14 protein-coding genes are annotated in these 18,534 nt (G+C 73.5%); 4 read left to right on the plus strand and 10 right to left on the minus strand.

The annotated features are described in order from the left end of the window. Positions 1-110: 110 nt before the first annotated feature. The 4 genes from ABT247_RS07220 to rsmI form a co-directional block, all read right to left on the minus strand. Positions 111-989 (minus strand): TatD family hydrolase, encoded by an 879-nt coding sequence (locus ABT247_RS07220; RefSeq protein WP_350739272.1) that lies wholly within the window; start codon positions 987-989, stop codon positions 111-113. Beyond that, positions 989-2,608 carry a methionine--tRNA ligase gene (gene metG / locus ABT247_RS07225; protein ID WP_350739275.1) on the minus strand — a complete coding sequence of 540 codons (1,620 nt, stop codon included), beginning with the start codon at positions 2,606-2,608 and terminating at the stop codon, positions 989-991. The genes ABT247_RS07220 and metG overlap by 1 nt, the downstream gene beginning before the upstream one ends. A 156-nt stretch (positions 2,609-2,764) precedes the next feature. After that, the gene (locus ABT247_RS07230; protein WP_350739278.1) at positions 2,765-3,196 is read right to left on the minus strand and encodes a hypothetical protein; all 432 of its coding nucleotides are present in this window, start codon (positions 3,194-3,196) and stop codon (positions 2,765-2,767) included. 234 nt (positions 3,197-3,430) lie between these two features. Further along, the gene (rsmI, locus tag ABT247_RS07235; RefSeq protein ID WP_350739281.1) at positions 3,431-4,300 is read right to left on the minus strand and encodes a 16S rRNA (cytidine(1402)-2'-O)-methyltransferase; all 870 of its coding nucleotides are present in this window, start codon (positions 4,298-4,300) and stop codon (positions 3,431-3,433) included. A 105-nt stretch (positions 4,301-4,405) separates the two neighbouring features. On the opposite strand from rsmI, the gene ABT247_RS07240 reads away from it, so the two are divergent. Further along, on the plus strand, positions 4,406-6,217 hold the full coding sequence (locus tag ABT247_RS07240) for a dolichyl-phosphate-mannose--protein mannosyltransferase (protein WP_350739284.1): 1,812 nt from the start codon (positions 4,406-4,408) through the stop codon (positions 6,215-6,217). A gap of 231 nt (positions 6,218-6,448) precedes the next feature. Beyond that, the gene (locus ABT247_RS07245; RefSeq protein ID WP_350739287.1) at positions 6,449-8,212 is read left to right on the plus strand and encodes a penicillin-binding transpeptidase domain-containing protein; all 1,764 of its coding nucleotides are present in this window, start codon (positions 6,449-6,451) and stop codon (positions 8,210-8,212) included. Between the two features lie 103 nt (positions 8,213-8,315). Here the strand turns inward: ABT247_RS07245 and ABT247_RS07250 are convergent, their stop codons facing one another. The 6 genes from ABT247_RS07250 to ABT247_RS07275 form a co-directional block, all read right to left on the minus strand. Next, the gene (locus ABT247_RS07250) at positions 8,316-9,722 is read right to left on the minus strand and encodes a glycosyltransferase 87 family protein (RefSeq protein WP_350739290.1); all 1,407 of its coding nucleotides are present in this window, start codon (positions 9,720-9,722) and stop codon (positions 8,316-8,318) included. A gap of 128 nt (positions 9,723-9,850) precedes the next feature. Beyond that, positions 9,851-11,410, minus strand: a complete 1,560-nt coding sequence (locus ABT247_RS07255) for an amino acid permease (RefSeq protein WP_502892399.1) — start codon at positions 11,408-11,410, stop codon at positions 9,851-9,853. Between the two features lie 183 nt (positions 11,411-11,593). After that, positions 11,594-13,102: a penicillin-binding transpeptidase domain-containing protein gene (locus ABT247_RS07260; RefSeq protein WP_350739296.1), complete on the minus strand. Its 1,509-nt coding sequence runs from the start codon at positions 13,100-13,102 to the stop codon at positions 11,594-11,596. Beyond that, the gene (locus tag ABT247_RS07265; protein WP_350739300.1) at positions 13,102-14,427 is read right to left on the minus strand and encodes an FtsW/RodA/SpoVE family cell cycle protein; all 1,326 of its coding nucleotides are present in this window, start codon (positions 14,425-14,427) and stop codon (positions 13,102-13,104) included. The genes ABT247_RS07260 and ABT247_RS07265 overlap by 1 nt, the downstream gene beginning before the upstream one ends. A gap of 169 nt (positions 14,428-14,596) precedes the next feature. Further along, on the minus strand, positions 14,597-15,280 hold the full coding sequence (locus tag ABT247_RS07270; RefSeq protein WP_350739303.1) for an ABC transporter: 684 nt from the start codon (positions 15,278-15,280) through the stop codon (positions 14,597-14,599). Beyond that, positions 15,277-16,128 (minus strand): ABC transporter ATP-binding protein, encoded by an 852-nt coding sequence (locus ABT247_RS07275; protein WP_350739306.1) that lies wholly within the window; start codon positions 16,126-16,128, stop codon positions 15,277-15,279. Before ABT247_RS07275 ends, ABT247_RS07270 begins: the two co-directional genes overlap by 4 nt. A 175-nt stretch (positions 16,129-16,303) precedes the next feature. On the opposite strand from ABT247_RS07275, the gene ABT247_RS07280 reads away from it, so the two are divergent. Together ABT247_RS07280 and ABT247_RS07285 are read left to right on the plus strand one after the other, a co-directional pair. Next, entirely contained in the window at positions 16,304-17,635 is a 1,332-nt protein-coding gene (locus tag ABT247_RS07280; protein ID WP_350739308.1) for a VWA domain-containing protein, read from the plus strand. 2 nt (positions 17,636-17,637) lie between these two features. Then, the gene (locus ABT247_RS07285; protein ID WP_350739311.1) at positions 17,638-18,501 is read left to right on the plus strand and encodes a peptidase; all 864 of its coding nucleotides are present in this window, start codon (positions 17,638-17,640) and stop codon (positions 18,499-18,501) included. Positions 18,502-18,534: the final 33 nt, after the last annotated feature.

Consider the following 18,534-nt stretch of genomic DNA (forward strand, 5'->3'; position numbering starts at 1 on the left):
GCCCGGACCCGCCGATCCGGATCACCACCCGTACCCGCCGATCCGGATCACCGCCCGGACCCGCCGATCCGGATCACCACCCGGACCCGCCGGACCGGAGGCCGCCCGGCTCAGTACCCGAAGGCCCGGGCCGTGTTCTCCGCGATCGCCGCCGACAGCTCGTCCTCGTGCAGCCCCAGGGTCGCGGCCATCGACCGCACCGTGACCGGGATGAGGTACGGGGCGTTGGGCCGCCCCCGGTACGGGTGCGGGGTGAGGAAGGGCGCGTCGGTCTCGACCAGGATCCGGTCCAGCGGGGTGGCGAGCAGGGCGTCGCGCAGCGGCTGGTTGGCCTTGAAGGTGACGGGGCCGGCGAAGGAGAGGTACCAGCCGTGCTCGGCGCAGACCTTGGCCATCTCGGCGTCGCCGGAGTAGCAGTGGAAGACGGTCCGTTCCGGGGCGCCCTCGGCCAGCAGGACGGCGATGACGTCCTCGTGGGCGTCCCGGTCGTGGATGACCAGGGCCTTGCCGTGCCGCTTGGCCATCTCGATGTGGCGGCGGAACGACTCCTTCTGGATCTCCACGCCCTCCGGCCCGGTGCGGAAGTAGTCCAGGCCGGTCTCGCCCACGGCGAGCACCTGCGGCAGCGCGGCCAGGGCGTCGATCTCGGCGAGCGCCTCGTCCAGCGCCGCGCGGCCGCCCGCCGGGCGCCGCTGGCCGGACCAGCTGTCCGGGTCGCCGAGGAAGATCCGCGGCGCCTCGTTGGGGTGCAGGGCGACGGCCGCGTGCACCTGCTCGTACTGGGCCGCCAGTTCGGCGGCCCAGCGCGAGCCGGGCACGTCGCAGCCCACCTGGACGACCGTGGTGACGCCGACCGAGGCGGCCCGGGCCAGTCCCTCGGCCGGGGTGCCGGCCTGCATGTCGAGGTGGGTGTGCGAGTCGGCCACCGCCACGGCCAGGGGTTCCGGCAGCGGCGGCGGGGTCGACCGGTCGTCGTCCTTGGCGGGCATCAGGAGGCCGGCTTCTCTTCCAGGCGGGGGAACAGGATCTCGCCCTTGGTGACGGTGGCGCCGGCGGGCAGCCGGCCCCAGTCACCGGCGGTGGCGACGGTCTGCTCGGCGAGCGCGCCGAGGCCCTCGGCGGCGCCCAGCGAGGCCCACAGCTTCTCGGCGGTGGCCGGCATCACCGGGTTGAGCAGGACGGCGGTGCCGCGCAGCGCCTCGGCGGCGGTGTAGAGGATGGTCGCCAGGCGCGCCCGGCCCTCCGCCGAGTCGTCCTTGGCGACCTTCCACGGCTCCTGCTCGGTGAGGTAGCCGTTGACCTGCTTGACGAACTCGAAGATCGCCGCGAGGCCGCCGGCGAAGTCCAGCTCCTCGCCGATCTTCAGGTCGGCGGCGGCGACGGCCGCGGCGAGCCCGTCGGCGACGGCCTGCTCGGCCGCACCGTGCGCGGCCGGGGCCGGCAGCTCCCCGCCGAAGTACTTGCCGACCATCGCGGCGGTCCGGGAGGCCAGGTTGCCGAAGTCGTTGGCCAGTTCGGAGGTGTACCGGGCGGTGAAGTCCTCCCAGGAGAACGAGCCGTCCGTGCCGAACGGGATCGCCCGCAGGAAGTAGTAGCGGTACGCGTCCACGCCGAAGTGCGAGGTGAGGTCGGTGGGCGCGATGCCGGTCAGGTTGGACTTGGACATCTTCTCGCCGCCGACCATCAGCCAGCCGTTGGCGACGACCCGCTTGGGCAGCGGCAGGCCGGCGGCCATCAGCACGGCGGGCCAGATGACGGCGTGGAAGCGGAGGATGTCCTTGCCGACCAGGTGGACGGAGGCCGGCCACAGCTCGGCGAAGCGCTCCGGGTCGCTGCCGTAGCCGGCCGCGGTGATGTAGTTCTGCAGCGCGTCCACCCACACGTAGAGGACGTGCTTCTCGTCCCAGGGCAGCGGGACGCCCCAGTTGAAGGTGGAGCGGGAGATCGAGAGGTCCTTCAGGTCCTGCTCGACGAAGCGCAGCACCTCGTTGCGGGCCGACGCGGGCTGGATGAAGCCCGGGTTGGCGGCGTAGAACTCCAGCAGCTTGGGGCCGTAGGCGGAGAGGCGGAAGAAGTAGTTCTCCTCCTCCAGCCACTCGACCGGCCGCTTGTGGACGGAGCAGAGCTTCTCGTCCTCGGTGGCGCCGTCCAGCAGTTCGGCGGGGAGCTTGAACTCCTCGCAGCCGACGCAGTACGGGCCGGAGTAGCCGCCCTTGTAGATCTCGCCCTTGTCGTACAGGTCCTGGACGAACTCCTGCACCCGGGCGGTGTGCCGCTCCTCGGTGGTACGGATGAAGTCGTCGTTGGCGATCTCCAGGTGCTTCCAGAGCGGCTTCCAAGCCTCCTCGACCAGCTTGTCGCACCACTCCTGCGGGCTGACGCCGTTGGCCTCGGCGGTCCGCATGATCTTCTGGCCGTGCTCGTCGGTGCCGGTCAGGTACCACACCTTCTCGCCGCGCTGGCGGTGCCAGCGGGTGAGGACGTCGCCCGCCACCGTGGTGTACGCGTGGCCCAGGTGCGGACGGTCGTTGACGTAGTAGATCGGGGTGGAAACGTAGTACGCCGGGGCGCTCGCCCCGGTGGTGCTGTGCTCTGCAGTGGCCGCCATGGTCGGAAAGCTTAGTCGGGCCCGAACACCCGCCTCGACCGCATTGCCCCCGCGATCGCCCCGGCGCAACGGGCCGCACCCCGCGGCCCGCACCCGCCGGGCCGCCCGCCGCGCTGCTCGCGGTGGGCGGCCCGGTCGCGCTCCCCGTGCCGGCGGTCAGCCCAGCAGCCGCGACCAGAACCGGGCCCAGCGTCCGCGCGGCTTGTCCTTCTCGGGCCTGGGCACCGGGGGCGCCCCGGCCGGCTCGGCGTGCGCCGGGTAGCCGGGGGCGTGCTGCCAGGGCTGGTCGGCGGAGGCCACCCGGCCCTCGCGCATGATCCGGACGGTGTGGCCGCCACACCCCGGGCAGGTCGGCTTGAGCAGCGGAGACGGTACCCGGACACCGTTGGCGTGGTACTCGAACACGACGTGGCCGTCCTTGGCGACGTGGTGCTCGATGTCGTACGCCTGCTCCCAGCCGTACCCGCAGCGCAGGCACGCGAAGGAGTAGGCCTCCCGTACGGTCTCGACGGGAGTGTGCGGCCGCCCGGACAGTCCGGGTGCGCCCAGTGCGTTGCCACTGCGGGGGCTACCGATCGTGTCGCTCATAGCCTTCTCCCAGTGCCCGTCGGGCGCTCGCCCGGCTGGGTCTTTCCGTTCCAGGAAATGCCCGGACCGCCCCGACCGAAGCCCTGCTTGTGAAGAATTGGATGCGCATTGGGAAGTCCTATACGAAGGGCCTCCCGAACTGCCGGAACCGCGACCGAAACTTCAGCTGAGCGGGGGTTTATCGGGGCCTCATTCCAAGGTACGACTCCCCGCCAGCCCCGCAACCCCCGGAATTCACCCCTTTTTCAGAACCTCGTCCAGCCCGTCCTTCTTGGCCGCGACGACGGCGTCGAAGACCTCCCGCTTGGGCACGGACAGCTCCGCCGCGACGGCCGCGATGGCCTCCTTGCGGCGTTCCCCGGCCTCCTCGCGGACGGCGACCAGCCGGGCCAGCTCGGCGGGGGTCAGCTCCCGGGGCGCGGCCGGCGGGGCGCCGGCCACCACGACGGTGATCTCGCCCTTGACCCCGTCGGCCGCCCAGGCCGCCAGCTCGCCGATCGGCCCGCGCTTGACCTCCTCGTAGGTCTTGGTGAGCTCGCGGCACACGGCCGCCGGGCGCTCGGGCCCGAAGGCCTCGGCCATCGCGGCCAGCGCCTCGGCGATCCGGTGCGGCGCCTCGAAGAAGACCATGGTGCGCGGCTCGGCCGCGATCGAGGCCAGCTGCCGGGCCCGGTCCCCGGTCTTGCGCGGCAGGAAGCCCTCGAAGGTGAACCGGTCGACGGGCAGGCCGGACAGCGCGAGCGCGGTGAGCACCGCGGACGGCCCGGGGACGGCGGTGACCTTCACCTCCGCCGCGACGGCCGCCGCCACCAGCCGGTAGCCCGGGTCGGAGACGGAGGGCATCCCGGCGTCGGTCACCAGCAGCACCCGGGCACCGCCGAGCAGCGCCTCGACCAGCTCGGGGGTGCGGGCGACCTCGTTGCCCTCGAAGTAGGAGAGGACCCGCCCGGTCGGGGTCACCCCGAGCGCCTGGGTGAGCCGGCGCAGCCGCCGGGTGTCCTCGGCCGCGATGACGTCCGCCGCGGCCAGCTCGGTGAGCAGTCGGGGCGGGGCGTCCGAGACGTCGCCGATGGGGGTGCCTGCGAGAACGAGTACTCCTGTCACGGGCCCCATCCTCGCAGCTCCGCCACCCCGGGGCGTTTGGTGATGATTCGGGCAGCTTCCGAGGGACCGCTCAACCGTGCGAAGAGCGCCCCTACGATGTGGCGGATGAACGGCGACACGGCGGCGCAGACGCCCACTGGTACGGACCACTCCGCGCAGGGCGGTGTCGGCCTGCCGTCCCCCCGCCCGGCTCCGACCACGGGGGCCGGGCCCGCGTCGCCCCCGGAGGCGGCACCGGGCTGGCGGGAGCGCCTGGCCCGGTACGGCTACCGCCCGGGCCCGACCGCGACGCTCACCGAGCGCCTGGCGCCCCCGATGCCGGACGGCTCCGGGGTGACCGCGCGGGACGTCCCGCAGTCACCGCTGCTGCTGCGGCTGGGCGTCCGGCTGCCGCAGGGCCTCTGGTACCTGCTGTGCCGCTGGTCCGGCTGGCTGGGTCCGATCGCGGTGGCGGTGTTCGCCGGGCTGCTGCGGTTCACGAACCTGGGGCAGCCGCACGCGATCATCTTCGACGAGACCTACTACGCCAAGGACGCCTACGCGCTCTGGCACGGCGGCTACGAGATCAGCTGGCCGGAGGACGCCAACACGACGATCATGACGCCGGGCGCGGCCGTCCCGTACCGCGCGACGCCCTCGTACGTGGTGCACCCGCCGGTCGGCAAGTGGATCATCGGCGCGGGCGAGCAGCTGTTCGGCATGAACCCCTTCGGCTGGCGCTTCGCGGTGGCGCTGCTCGGCACCCTGTCGGTGCTGATGCTGGCCCGGATCGCCCGCCGGATGTTCCGCTCGACCCTGCTGGGCTGCGTGGCCGGCCTGCTGCTGTCGGTGGACGGCCTGCACCTGGTGCTCAGCCGGGCGGCGCTGCTGGACCTGGTGGTGATGTTCTGGATGCTCGCCGCCTTCGGCTTCCTGCTGCTGGACCGCGACCGCACCCGGGCCCGGCTGGCGGCCCGGCTGGGCGGGGTCGCCGACGCGCGGGCGGCGCAGCGGCTGCACCTGGGCTGGCGCCCGTACCGGATCGCGGCCGGCGTCTGCGTCGGCCTGACCTGCGCCACCAAGTGGAGCGGGCTGTACGTGGCGGCGGCCTTCGGCGTGATGACCGTGCTGTGGGACGTCGGCGCCCGCCGGCTGGCCGGCGCGCCGCGTCCGTACCTGGCGGTGCTCGCCCGGGACGTGGTGCCGGCCTTCGTGTCGGTCGTCGTGGTCTCGGTGGCCGTCTACCTCGCCTCCTGGTGGGGCTGGTTCGCCAGCAGCACCGCGCCCGGCCGGGGCGGCTGGGGCCGGGACTGGGCGGTCGGCCGCTCCACCGACTACCCGTGGATACCCGAGGGCCTGCGCGCCCTGTGGCACTACCACTCGACGGTCTACGAGTTCCACACCCACCTGAGCGACCCCCACACCTACCAGTCGAACCCGTGGTCCTGGCTGGTGCTGGGCCGCCCGGTCTCCTTCTACTACGAGTCCCCGAAGTTCGGCCAGGCCGGCTGCACGGCCGCCGACTGCGCCCGCGAGGTGCTGGGCATGGGCACCCCGCTGCTGTGGTGGACGGCCGTGGTGGCGCTGGTGTACTGCCTGTGGCGCTGGGCGTTCCGGCGGGACTGGCGGGCGGGCGCCCTGCTGTGCGGCCTGGCGGCCGGCTACCTGCCGTGGTTCCTCTACCAGCAGCGGACGATCTTCCTCTTCTACGCGGTGGTGTTCGTCCCGTTCCTGGTGCTCGCCGTGACGATGCTGCTCGGCGCCCTGATCGGGCCGCCCGGCGCCCCCCGGGACCGCCGGATCATCGGGGCGACGGCGGCCGGGCTGCTGGTGCTGCTGATCGTCTGGAACTTCCTGTACTTCTTCCCGCTGTTCACCGGGCAGACCATCCCGCTGGACGACTGGCGCAGCCGGATGTGGTTCAACACCTGGATCTGAGCCGCGTCGCGGCACCCGGCCCGGCCCCGGCCCGGTTGGCGCCGCCGGACCGTCCGCCCACACAGGGCACCCCCGAACCGTCCGTACGCGGTGCACGACACGTACCAGATCCGTCACAAGTCCCGGGCGTTTCGTCGGCGCACCGATCCGCCCTGCCTAGGGTGGGGAGGTACCGCGTTTCCGGCCCCCGGCCGGTTGCGCCCGGCCGCGAGACCCTGGGGGACCTGCACCATGCGCAGTGGCGCGAAGATCGGCATCATCACCGGCGTGTCCGTCGTCGTCCTGGCGGGCGGCGGCTACGGCGCCTACAGCCTGATGGGCGGCTCGGGTTCCGGGTCCTCCGACGGCAAGAAGGCCCGGACGGTGGTGGCCGAGCCGCCCTCCGCCGACCAGGCCGCCAGCGGTGCGAAGGACTTCCTGGCGGCCTGGGCGTCCGGCGACATCGCCAAGGCCGCCGCGCTGACCGACGACCCGGCGACGGCCACCACCGCGCTGACGGCCTTCAAGGACTCGGTGAAGCCGAGCGCGCTGACCCTCACTCCGGCCGGCCCCGCCACGCCCCAGGCCTTCGCCTCCGCCACCGGCACGCCCACCCCGGCCAAGCCCACCGGCGCGGCCTCCGCGGCCCCGTCCGGCACCGGCACCCCCGGGGCCACCGACTCGCCGTCCGCCACCCCCGGGCCGACCGGCGTCCTGATGGGCTTCAAGGCGCGGGCCGAGTTCGAGGGCACCAGCCGGGTCTGGGACTACAACGGCTTCCTGAGCGTCGTGAAGATGAGCGACAACACCCCGGCCGTGCACTGGGCCCCGTCGGTGATCCACCCGCACCTGTCCGGCGCCGAGACGATCGCCACCCAGCAGGTCTTCGCCCCGCCGTCCACCGTGGTGGACCGCAACGGCAAGCCGCTGCAGGGCGCCTCGCTCACCCCGGCGCTGATGGCCAGCCTCCAGGACAACGCCCGCAAGCTGCTGCCGCCGGACCCGAACAAGGACCAGGACGCGGGCAGCGCCGTGGTGATCACCGACCCCGCCGGCAAGACCGCGCCCGACAAGCTGTTCACCATCGTCGAGCCGAAGCCCGGCAAGCCGTTCAAGGTCACCATCGACAACACCGTCCAGGCCGCCGCCGAGAAGGCGATGACGGACCTGGGCGGCAAGTCCGGCTCCATCGTCGCGATCGAGCCGAGCACCGGCCAGGTGCTGGCCTTCGCCAACGCGCCGGCCACCGGTCAGAACCGGGCCTTCACCGGCCTGCTCGCCCCGGGTTCGACGATGAAGATCGTCACCTCGACGGCCCTGCTGGAGGCCGGGATCAACCCGGACACCGTGGTGGCCTGCCCGGAGAAGAGCAGCAACCCGGTGGCGATCCCGAACGACTTCCCCGGCGCCTTCCCGAACAACACCCTCCAGCAGGACTTCATGGTGTCCTGCAACACGGCCTTCATCAACCAGGGCCTGACCAGCCTCAAGCCGGAGACGCTCGCCGCCACGGCCAAGGACGTGTACGGCATCGGCCTGGAGTGGAAGACCGGCCTGCCGAACGCCGACGGCAAGGTGCCGGCGACGCCGGGCAGCAAGGACGAGCAGGCCATGAACTACATCGGCCAGGGCAAGGTCCAGATGAACCCGCTGGCCATCGCCTCGATCACCGCGACCGTCCAGAGCGGCGCGTTCAAGCAGCCGATCCTGGTCGCCGGCCTGCCGCAGCAGCAGGCGGCCCGCCAGATCGCGCCGGACGTCGCCACCAAGCTGCGCGCGATGATGAACGCGACCGCCGTCGGCGGCACGGCCAAGGACGTGATGGCCGGGATCACCGACAACGCGGGCGCCAAGACCGGTTCCGCCGAGGTGCAGGGCGCGTCCACCACCAACAGCTGGTTCACCGCCTTCCGCGGCAACATCGCGGTCGCCGCCGAGGTCCAGGGCGGCGGCCACGGCGTCGACGCGGCCGGCCCGGCAGTCGCCTCGCTGCTCAAGGCGGCCGCCGGCCGCTGAGCGGGAGGGCTCCCGGAGCCCGTTCGACCGTGACGGTCGCGCGGGCCCCGGTCCGTCCCCCGCAGGCTCCGGCCCTCGGCCGTTCCGCCCGTCGGTCGGGACCTCAGCGCCCCGGCAGCACCGGCTGCGGCGCGTTCAGCAGCCGGGTCGGGACGGGTCGGCGGCTGCTCCAGCGCCGGGCCGCCAGCCGGGGCCAGATCACCAGCACGACCGGCAGCGCCAGGTACCCGAAGCGCCCCGCCGGGGCGAGGGTGAAGGCGATCGCCAGGCCCGCGGCCAGCAGGTCGGCGGCCGCGATCGCGGAGACCGGCGGCCGGGCCAGCAGCCAGATCGCCACCCCGACCAGGGCCACCGTCATCAGCGCCAGCGAGATCGAGTGCCCGGTGGGCCCGAAGCCGGCCAGCACCTTGCCGGGCAGCGGGCTGCCGGCCGGGGTGCGGATCGCGGTCATCCCAAGCGGGAAGCGCACCACCTGGTCGCGCACCTGGTCCGGCTGGGTCAGGACGGACGGCAGGATCACCGCCGCGCTCACCCCGACCCCGATCAGCGCGGTGCGGGCGGCGGGCCGGCGCCCGTACAGCCGCCAGAGCAGCAGGACGGCCACCGGCAGGGCGGGCCAGGCGGTCCACTTGAGGCTGCAGGCCAGGGCGAGCACCAGGCCGGCGCCGACGGTCCGGTCCCGCTCGGCGAGCGCCATGGCCAGGCAGCAGACCCCGATCAGCGGCAGGTCGACTCCGCCGACGGCGAGGGCGAGCGCTATCAGCGGCGAGGCGGTGAGCACGGCCAGCGGCAGCAGCGGCGCGCGGTCCCGGCTGGGCCGCAGCAGCCGCCAGGCGCACAGCAGGCAGGCGACGAAGGTCAGGGCGAACCAGATGCGCGCGTCGCCGGCGACCCTGGTGAAGGCGGTGGAGCTGCCGAGCAGCTGGCGCGGCAACCCGAACAGGGCCATGGCCGGCAGGTAGGGGTTGTAGTCGGTGACCACCACCGGGTGCGGCAGGTACGCGTCACCGGTGGTGAGCAGCAGGTGGGCCGAGCGTTCGACCACCATGACCTCGGACTGGTGGCGGCCGCTCAGGGCGAGCAGTCCCAGGGGGGCGAAGACGGCGCCGGCGAGGGCGACCGCGGCGGCGGCCTGCGGGGCGTAAGGGCGCGGCAGGGCCAGGCAGAACAGCCCGGCCAGCAGGTAGGCGGGGGCCGCGACCAGGCCCCACAGCCGCTGGTTGGGCAGGTCGGAGACCAGGGGGAAGGCGGCGGCCCAGCCGGCCGCGACCAGACAGCCGAGCAGCTGGACCGAGCGCAGCGAGGCGAGCCGGGCGGGATTCCACCGATCGGGCGTGGGCGGAAACGTGCTTTCACCACGCTGTCGGGGGAACGGCCGGGTCGAGAAGCCTCTCGGCGGCCGTCCGGGTCTGGACGGCACCTCGGCGCTGACGGTCTGGGCCGGCGTTCTGGCGCGGCCGGTGAAGCGGCCGCGCGGGCGGGAGAAGCCGGGCGTGCGGGTGCTCACCATGGTGGAAGGTTATGGGTGCCGAGCGGGCCCTGTCGCCATGGCGTTCCGCGCCGATCGGGGCGCTACGCGCGTAGGGCCGCCGGGTGCCGTACCGAGCGGCGGCCCTTCACGATTGGATAACGGCCTGGTCAGACGGTCGGACTGTCGACCGGGGCGGCCTGCTCCTCGTTCTGCTCCAGCTTGGAGTGCTTGATGCTGTAGCCGAAGTAGACGACCACCGCGACGGCGAGGGCGATCCCGCCGGCCCGGAAGGTGTCGGCGTGCAGACCGGTGATCAGGTACACGCAGAAGGCGACGCTGACCAGCGGGACGACCGGGTAGCCGGGCACCTTGAAGCCGCGCGGCAGGTCGGGCTGGGTGCGGCGCAGGACCATCACGCCGATCGAGACCACCGAGAAGGCGATCAGCGTCCCGAGGCTGGTGATGTCGGCCAGGATGTTCAGCGGCACGAAGGCGGCCAGCGCGCCCACGCCGACGCCCACCACGATGGTGTTCCAGACCGGGGTGCCGGTGCGCGGGGAGAGCTCGGCGAAGCGCTTGGGCAGCATCCCGTCGCGGCCCATCGAGTACAGGATGCGGGTCTGGCCGTAGATCACCACGATGGTGATGCTGAAGATCGAGATGATCGCGCCGATCGCGAAGACCATCGCGGGCCAGCTCTGGCCGGTGATGTCCTGGAGGATCTGGGCGAGCCCGGCCTCCTGGCCGTCGAACTTGTTCCACGGCTGGGCGCCGATGCCGGCCAGGGCGACCAGGATGTAGAGCAGGGTCACCACGACCAGCGAGATGATGATCGCCATCGGCAGGGTGCGGCGCGGGTTCTTGACCTCCTCACCGGCGGTGGACACGGCGTCCAGGCCGATGAAGGAGAAGAAGATGCTGGACGCGGCGACCTGCACACCGCCGATGCCGAGCGGCATGAACGGGGTGAGGTTGCCGGAGTGGAAGCCGGTGAGCGCCACGCCGACGAACAGCAGCAGGATCAGGATCTTGATCCCGACCATGACCGCGTTGACCTTCACCGACTCGCTGACCCCGCGGATCAGCAGGAAGCAGACCATCGCGACCAGCAGCAGCGCCGGCAGGTTGAACCAGTGGGTGCTGTCCGGTGCCGCGGAGAGCTGCTCGGGGATCTTGAACCCGAACGCCAGGTCGAGGAACTTGTTCAGGTACTCGGCCCAGCTGACCGCGATCGCGGAGGCGGAGACGCCGTACTCCATCAGCAGGCAGATGCCGACGCCGAAGGCGACGCCCTCGCCGAGGGTGGCGTAGGCGTAGGAGTACGAGGAGCCGGAGACCGGGATCGCGGAGGCCATCTCGGCGTAGCAGAGCGCGGTGAGTCCGGCGGTGATCGCGGCGATCACGAAGGACAGGATGACGGCCGGGCCGGCCGCGGGGACGGCGGTGCTCAGCACGAAGAAGATGCCGGTGCCGATGGTGGCGCCGATGCCGATCGCGGACAGCTGCCAGAGCCCGATGGAGCGGCGGAGGTGGATGCCGGAGCGTCCGCCCTCCTCGGGCGCACCGGCCGGGAGGCCGCTGTGGCCGTCGCTCTCCGCGATCAGGGACGATACGGGCTTGCGTCGCAGTAGACGCGCACCAAGGGTGTTGCTGGCCAAGACCGCGATCCTTCTAGGCGGGGGAGGGTGTCCTAGTGTCCGGTCACCCGGGGCACGAGGGGGTGCCATCGGGGACCAACCGAACAAAGATGGGACAGTACCCCCCGAATGCACCAGTGTCGCAAACGAACAGTCCCGGGCTCCGCATTGTACGAACCGTAGTACCGAAGGTAACGAACCGGACACTTCGCACACGGCAGACCCCTCTCAAGGCGGGGTAAAAGGCCAGTTCAGCGCGGCTACCGGCCGGTCTCAGCGGTCGAGCACCGCCCGCATCACCTCCCGCGCGATCGGCGCCGCCAGCGCGCCCCCGGTGACGTCCGAGGCACCGCTGTCCGCGACCACCACGGCCACCGCGACCGGCGGCACGGCGTCCGAGCCGGCCGGTTTGGCCCAGGAGATGAACCAGGCGTACGGCGTTCCGCTGTTGTCCACCCCGTGCTGGGCGGTGCCGGTCTTGCCGCCGACCACCGCCCCGGCGATCCGGGCGTTGCCACCGGTGCCGTTCTCCACCACGTCGGTCATCAGTGTCCGCACCTGCCCGGCCACCGCCGGCGTCAGCGGGCGCCGGTACACGGCCGGCTTCATCACCTCCACCGCCGTCCCGTCGCTCCGTGTCAGCCTGTCCACCAGCTGTGGCCGCATCACCGTCCCGTCGTTGGCGATCCCGGCCGCGACCATCGCCATCACCAGCGGGGTGGCCGCGGTGTCGAACTGCCCGATCGAGGACAGCGCCAGCTGCGACGGCTCCATCCGCGTGTCGAAGTTCGACCGGGCCGCTCGCACCGGAACGTCCAGCTCCGGGTCGTTGAAGCCGAAGCCCTCGGCCGTCGCCACCATCCGCTCCAGCCCGGTCCGCACCCCGAGGTAGCCGAGCACGCTGTTGCAACTGGCGGTCATCGCCGCGTCCAGCGACTGCCCGGGCCGGTCGCAGACGGCGCTGTCGTTGACCAGCGCCGTGGTCGTCCCCGGCAGCACGTACGGGAACGGCGCCGCGGTCGGCGCACTCGGATCGGTGACCACCCCGCTCGCCAGCGCGGCCGCGGCGGTGACCACCTTGAAGGCCGAACCCGGCGGGTAGGTCTGGCGCAGCGCCCGGTTGAGCATCGGCTGGTCGGGGTCGGTCTGCAGCCGGTTCCAGGCCGTCTGGTCGGCGCCGCCGGCTCCGGCGAAGCTCCCCGGGTCGTAGGAGGGCGTGCTGGCCAGCGCCAGGATCCGCCCGGTGGCCGGTTCGATCGCCGCCACCGCGCCCTTCTGGCGGCCGAGCCCGCTCATCGCGGCCTGCTGGGCGGCCCGGTCGATCGTGGTGTGCACGTCCCCGCCGGGGCTCTGCCTGCGGGTGATCGCGTCCCAGAGCGCCCAGCCGGTCAGCCGTCCGTCGGTGCCGGTCAGCAGGCCGTCCTCGGTCGCCTCCAGCTGGGTGGTGCCGTACGCCTGGGAGGCGAAGCCGGTGACGGCGGCGTAGGCCGGGCCGTCGGTGTAGGTGCGCTTGTACGCGTACCGGCCGCCGGTGGCCCGGGAGCCGGTGACGGGCTCGCCACCGACCAGGAGGTTCCCGCGCGGCTGGGCGTAGCGCTCGACGGTGAGCCGCTGGTTGGCGGTGTTGCGGTCGAGGTCCGCCGCCTCGAAGACCTGCACCCGGGTGGCCTGCACGCACAGCGCCGCGACCAGCAGCAGGCAGAAGGTGGCCGCCCGGCGCCCGGTGACCGAGATCCCGGGCAGCCCCTGCGGGCCGTTCCCCCGCAGCCGGATCCGCGCCATCACGGCCCCTCGGGGGCGGGCTGCCGGGCGTCGTGGCTCATGCGCACGAGCAGCGCGACGATGATCCAGTTGGTCACCACCGAGGAGCCGCCCTGGGCGATGAACGGCATGGTCATCCCGGTCAGCGGGATCAGCGCGAGCACCCCGCCGGCCACCACGAACACCTGCAGGCCGACGATGGCCGCCAGGCCGATCGCCAGCAGCCGCCCGAAGGGGTCGCGCAGCGCGATGCCGGTCCGGAACCCCCGCGAGACCAGCACCGCGTAGAGCAGGAACACCGCGATCAGCCCGGTCAGGCCGAGCTCCTCGCCGATGGTCGCGAGGATGAAGTCCGACTTGGCGGCGAAGCCGATCAGCACCGAGTGGCCGTTGCCCAGCCCGGTGCCCAGCTCACCGCCCCAGGCGAAGGCGAACAGCGACTGGGCGAGCTGGTTGGCGCCCCGGCCCGCCGCGATCGAGCCCAGCGGGTCCAGCCAGTCCGCCACCCGGCTGTGGACGTGCGGTGAGAGCAGGCCGACCGTCACCGCGCCGACCGCCGCCAGGCCCAGGCCGATCGCGATCCAGCCGGTGCGCGCGGTGGCCACGTACAGCATCACCACGAAGAGGCCGAAGAAGAGCAGCGAGGTGCCGAGGTCGGTCTCCAGCACCAGCACGCCGACGGAGGCCGCCCAGATCAGCAGCACCGGCCCGAGCACCCGCCCACGCGGCAGCTGCCAGCGCCAGACCCGGCGGCCGGTGAGCGCCAGGGCGTCCCGGTGCACCGCCAGGTAGGCGGCGAAGAAGACGGCCAGCAGCACCTTGGCGAACTCCCCCGGCTGGAAGGAGAGCGGCCCGACCACGATCCAGATCCGCGAGCCGTACACCGGCGGGAAGAAGATCGGCAGCACCATCAGCACCAGGGCCAGCAGCGCCCCCAGGTAGGCGTAGCGGCGCAGCCGCCGGTGGTCGCGCACCAGCAGCACGACGGCGATGAACAGCGCCACTCCCAGACCCGACCAGAGCAGCTGGGCCGAGGCGGCCGCCCGCCCCGGAGTGGCCCGGTCCAGCCGGTGGATCACCACCAGCCCGATCCCGTTGAGCAGCACGGCGATCGGCAGCAGCAGCGGATCCGCGTACCGGGCCCGCCACCGGACGACGGCGTGCGCCGCCAGGGCCGGCACGCCCAGCACGGCGGCGTAGGCCGCCGCGTCGGCCGGCACCGCGCCGTCCAGGTTGGCGCCCACCTCGATGTAGCCGAACGCGGCGGCCAGGACGGCGGTCAGCACCAGCAGCAGCTCGGTGGTGCGCCCGGTCGGCACCGACCGGGCCGGCCGGGCGGATCTCATCACGGCGGAGGGTGTCGCCACGAACCGTCCTGGGGGAGGCGGAGGAGCCGGATCGGGGCGCCGGTGCGGCGGCGCCCGCGCCCAGATCCGTCAATCTAACGAGCACGGACCACGCGCATCGGCTCTTCGCCCCGGTGTGTCCGCCATTGCCGGCATCATCCCCCGCACCTCACGGCGCCCGCCGCCCCGCCAGAACGGCCGCGCCGGCACCGACGACGGCCAGCAGAGCCGTGGCGAGCACCAGTTCGCCCCAGGGCAGGGCCACCCGCCCGGTCCGCGCGGCCGCCACCAGGGCGCGCACCGCCGCGTTGGCCGGCGAGAACGGCGCCACCAGCGCCGCCGCGGCCAGCCCCAGCGCCGCCAGGATCCCGTACGGCGAGCGGACCACCACCGGGCGGTTGCCCAACGCCCCCGCCACCACCCCGGACAGCGCGCACACCACCGAGGTCGACAGCCCGGCCAGCAGCGCCCGCCCGACGCCCGGATCCCACCGGGCCCCGGGGTCGGCCACCGCTCCGCTGACCCACCACACCGCTGCGACCTGACCCACCGCCAGCAGCAGGGCCGCCGTCAGCGCGGCCAGCAGCGCCGCCAGGTGCACCCGTGCCGGGCCCGCCGCCGCGACCAGGCAGGCCCGCGCGGCCGGCGGTTCGGCGGTCAGCACGGCGCGCACGAACCAGGCGCTCACCGGCAGCAGCGCTCCCGCCCCGTAGCCGAGGCCGCCCAGCAGCGGATCGCCCGCCGACACGCCGATCACCAGCAGCAGCGCGAACGCCAGGAACGGCGGCAGCCAGGCGTGCGAGCGCACCAGCAGCTCCAGGTGGTACCGGGTCAGCGCCCCGACCTGCCTCACCGCTGCTCCTCCCGTCGACGCACCGCCAGCACCCGTACGGCCGGGACGCCGAGCAGCAGGCTGCGCAGCAGTGCGTCCGACTGCGCGGCCGCCACCGCCAGGCGCACCGCCGTCCCGTCCAGCGCGGTCGGCTCCGGCGCGCCGGGCAGGTACCGCGGCAGTACGGCGCCCGGGGGGAGGTCCACCTCGATCTCCATCACCGCCGCGTCCGCCGGCCCGGCGCCCGCCGGCGGCTGCTCGGCCGGCCGCAGGGCGCCGTCCGCACCGATCCGGTAGGCCGCGCTGGTCCGCCCGGCCAGCCGGGCCGGGTCGTGGTCGACGAACAGCACCGTGCCGCCCGCCGCCGCCCGTTCGGCGGCCGCCTCGTCCAGCACCGCCCGGCCCTGCGGGTCCAGCCCGGTCCAGGCCTCGTCCAGCAGCAGCACCGGCGCCTCGGCGATCAGCGCCTGCGTCACCGCCACCTTCTGGCAGGTGCCCTTGGACAGCCGGCTCAGCGGGGTGCCCGCACGGTCCGCGATCCCGAACCGCTCCAGCCACTCCCCGGCCCGCCGCCGCGCCGTCACCGCCGGCAGCCCGTGCACCCGGCCCACCCGCGCCAGGTAGGAGACGGCGTCGAACGGAAGGGCCGGCGGAAACCGCTCCGGCACGTACGCGGTGGCACCGGGCCGCACCACCCGGCCGGTGCTCGGCCGCTCGATCCCGGCCGCCAGTCGCAGCAGCGTCGACTTGCCGCTCCCGTTCGCCCCGGTGATCCGCACCAGTTCCCCCGGCCCGGCGGCCAGGTCGACGTCCCGCAGGATCCACCGTCCGCGCCGCCCGTACCGCTTGCCGACCGCAGTCAGCTCCATCGCCCCGCCCCCGTGTCCACGTCCCGTCGAAGGCTATCCGGGCGCGGGTAGGAGCGGCGTGATGCCCGGGAGCCACAAGGTCCCGCCCGCTTCGCGGAGTTCACGGACCGGCGGGCGGCTGCACCGTCCGGTCCCGTTTGGCCTTGGCGAACTGATGATCCCTAGGATCTGGCGCGTGACTACCGGACGACGACCGACGACCAGGCTCGGCAGCCTGCTGACCGCCCTGGCGATAACGGGCGCCTCGCTGCTCCTCGGCCTGCCCGCCCATGCCAGCGAACCAACAGCCGGCGCCTCAGCAGCGCCCAAGGAGAACCCCAAGGTCGACCTGATCCTGGACGTCAGCGGTTCCATGACCGCCACCGACATCCAGGGCAAGAGCCGCATCTCGGTGGCCCAGCAGTCGCTGAACGAGGTGATCGACGCCCTCCCGCCGGAAACCGACTTCGGCATCCGCACCCTCGGCGCGACCTACCCCGGCAACGACAGGAACCTCGGCTGCCAGGACACCAAGCAGCTCTTCCCGGTCGGCAAGACCGACAAGGTCGAGGCCAAGACCGCGGTCGCCACCCTGCGGCCCACCGGCTGGACCCCGATCGGCCTGGCCCTGCGCGGCGCCGCGCAGGACCTCGGCAAGGGCGAGACCACCCGCCGGGTGGTGCTCATCACCGACGGCGAGGACACCTGCACCCCGCCCGACCCCTGCGACGTCGCCCGCGAACTCGCCGCCCAGGGCATCCACCTGGTGGTCGACACCCTCGGCCTGGCGCACGACGACAAGACCCGCCAGCAGCTGCTCTGCATCGCCAACGCCACCGGCGGCACCTACACCGACGTCCGCACCCCCCAGCAGCTCACCGACAAGGTCAAGCAGCTGGTCGACCGCACCAACGACACCTACGCGGTGGCCCCGACCAAGACCGCCGGCACCGACAAGTGCGAGAGCGCACCCGTGCTTGCCCCCGGCGTCTACAGCGACCGCGAGAAGTTCTCCGAGCACCGCGTCTACAAGGTCCCGGTCAAGTCCGGCCAGGAGCTGCGCGCCTCCGTCAGCGTCTCGCTCGACCGCGCGGTCAACCGCGACTACGGCGTCCTGCTCCAGGCGACCAGCGCCACCGGCCAGGAGCTCGTCCGCGGCACCGACGCCGGCAGCACCCGCGCCGACGTGATCTCCACCGGCCTGCGCTGGTCCACCGCCGACTCCAAGGGCTACGTCACGGCGAGCCCGTCCTCCGCGTCCTCCTCGGCCAAGGACAAGCCCGACACCACCGTCTGCCTGGTCGTCAGCAACTCGCTGGCCCCGCAGCCCGGCGTCCAGACCGACCCCGGCATGCCGCTGGAACTGACCGTCGACCTGGCCTCCTCCTCGCCCGCCCCCGAGGGCGCCGCGATGGGCCTCGGCCGCGGCTGGATCCTGCTGCTCACCCTCACCCTGGCCGGCCTGGCCTTCGGCCTGCTCTTCGGCTGGATCGCACGCTGGCGCATCGCCGTCTGGCGGGAGAACTGACCATGCGTACGACGATCCGCGGCGCCCTCGCCGCCCTCGCCCTGCTCCCCGCCCTCGCGCTGGGCGCCCCCGCCGCCTCCGCCGCGCCGTCGCCCTCGGCGAGCGCGAGCGGCACCCCGGCCCCGGCCACCAAGGCCGGCACCTCCTTCCTGACCGCGGTCAACCTCTCCCCCGGCCAGGACGCCGACGTCTCCATCTCCACCGGCGACTACCTGTACTGGGCGTTCGGAGCCTCCGAGGGCCAGACGCCGACGGTCCGCCTGAACGTCACCCTGGCCCCCTCGGCCGACCGCCACGGCCCGCAGACCTGGACCGTCGAGGTCTTCGACGGGCTGCGCCGCCGCCAGGCCTGCACCGCCGGCACCCAGAACGCCACCGCCGACCAGAGCACCGCCACCGTGGCGCTGGACTGCACCCTGCGCGAGGTCCGCACCTGGGCCGAGCCGTGGTCCGGCGACCCGCTGCCCGGCACCTACTACGTCCGGCTCTCGGTCAGCGACGCCCCGCAGCCCGACCTCGGCCTGGCCGCCGGCGCCCGCCTGCACGTCAGCTCCAAGGGCGGCGCCGACAACGCCCAGCCCGAGGGCGGCGAACTGAAGGCCCCGCTGGTCCCGCCGGTCGGCGGCGGCGCCGGCACCGCCAAGCCGGCCGCCCCGGTGGCCGAGGAGGAGCACTGGTACACCGGCTGGTTCTCCGGCTGGAACAGCCGCTGGTACTGGACCATCGGCGGCGGCTTCCTGGCCGCGCTGGCCGGCGTCCTCGGCTACAACCTGACCCGGCACCCGCACGGGCAGCGCCCCGGCCGCTACGGCGGCGTCCCGCCCCAGGGCTCGCACCAGCACGGCTCCTACGCCGACCGCCCGTAACCGCCCGCGGCAGGGCCGGCCGGACGCCCGGCC

It is taken from the genome of Kitasatospora sp. NPDC001539 (assembly GCF_040298565.1).
Taxonomy (GTDB): Bacteria; Actinomycetota; Actinomycetes; order Streptomycetales; family Streptomycetaceae; genus Kitasatospora.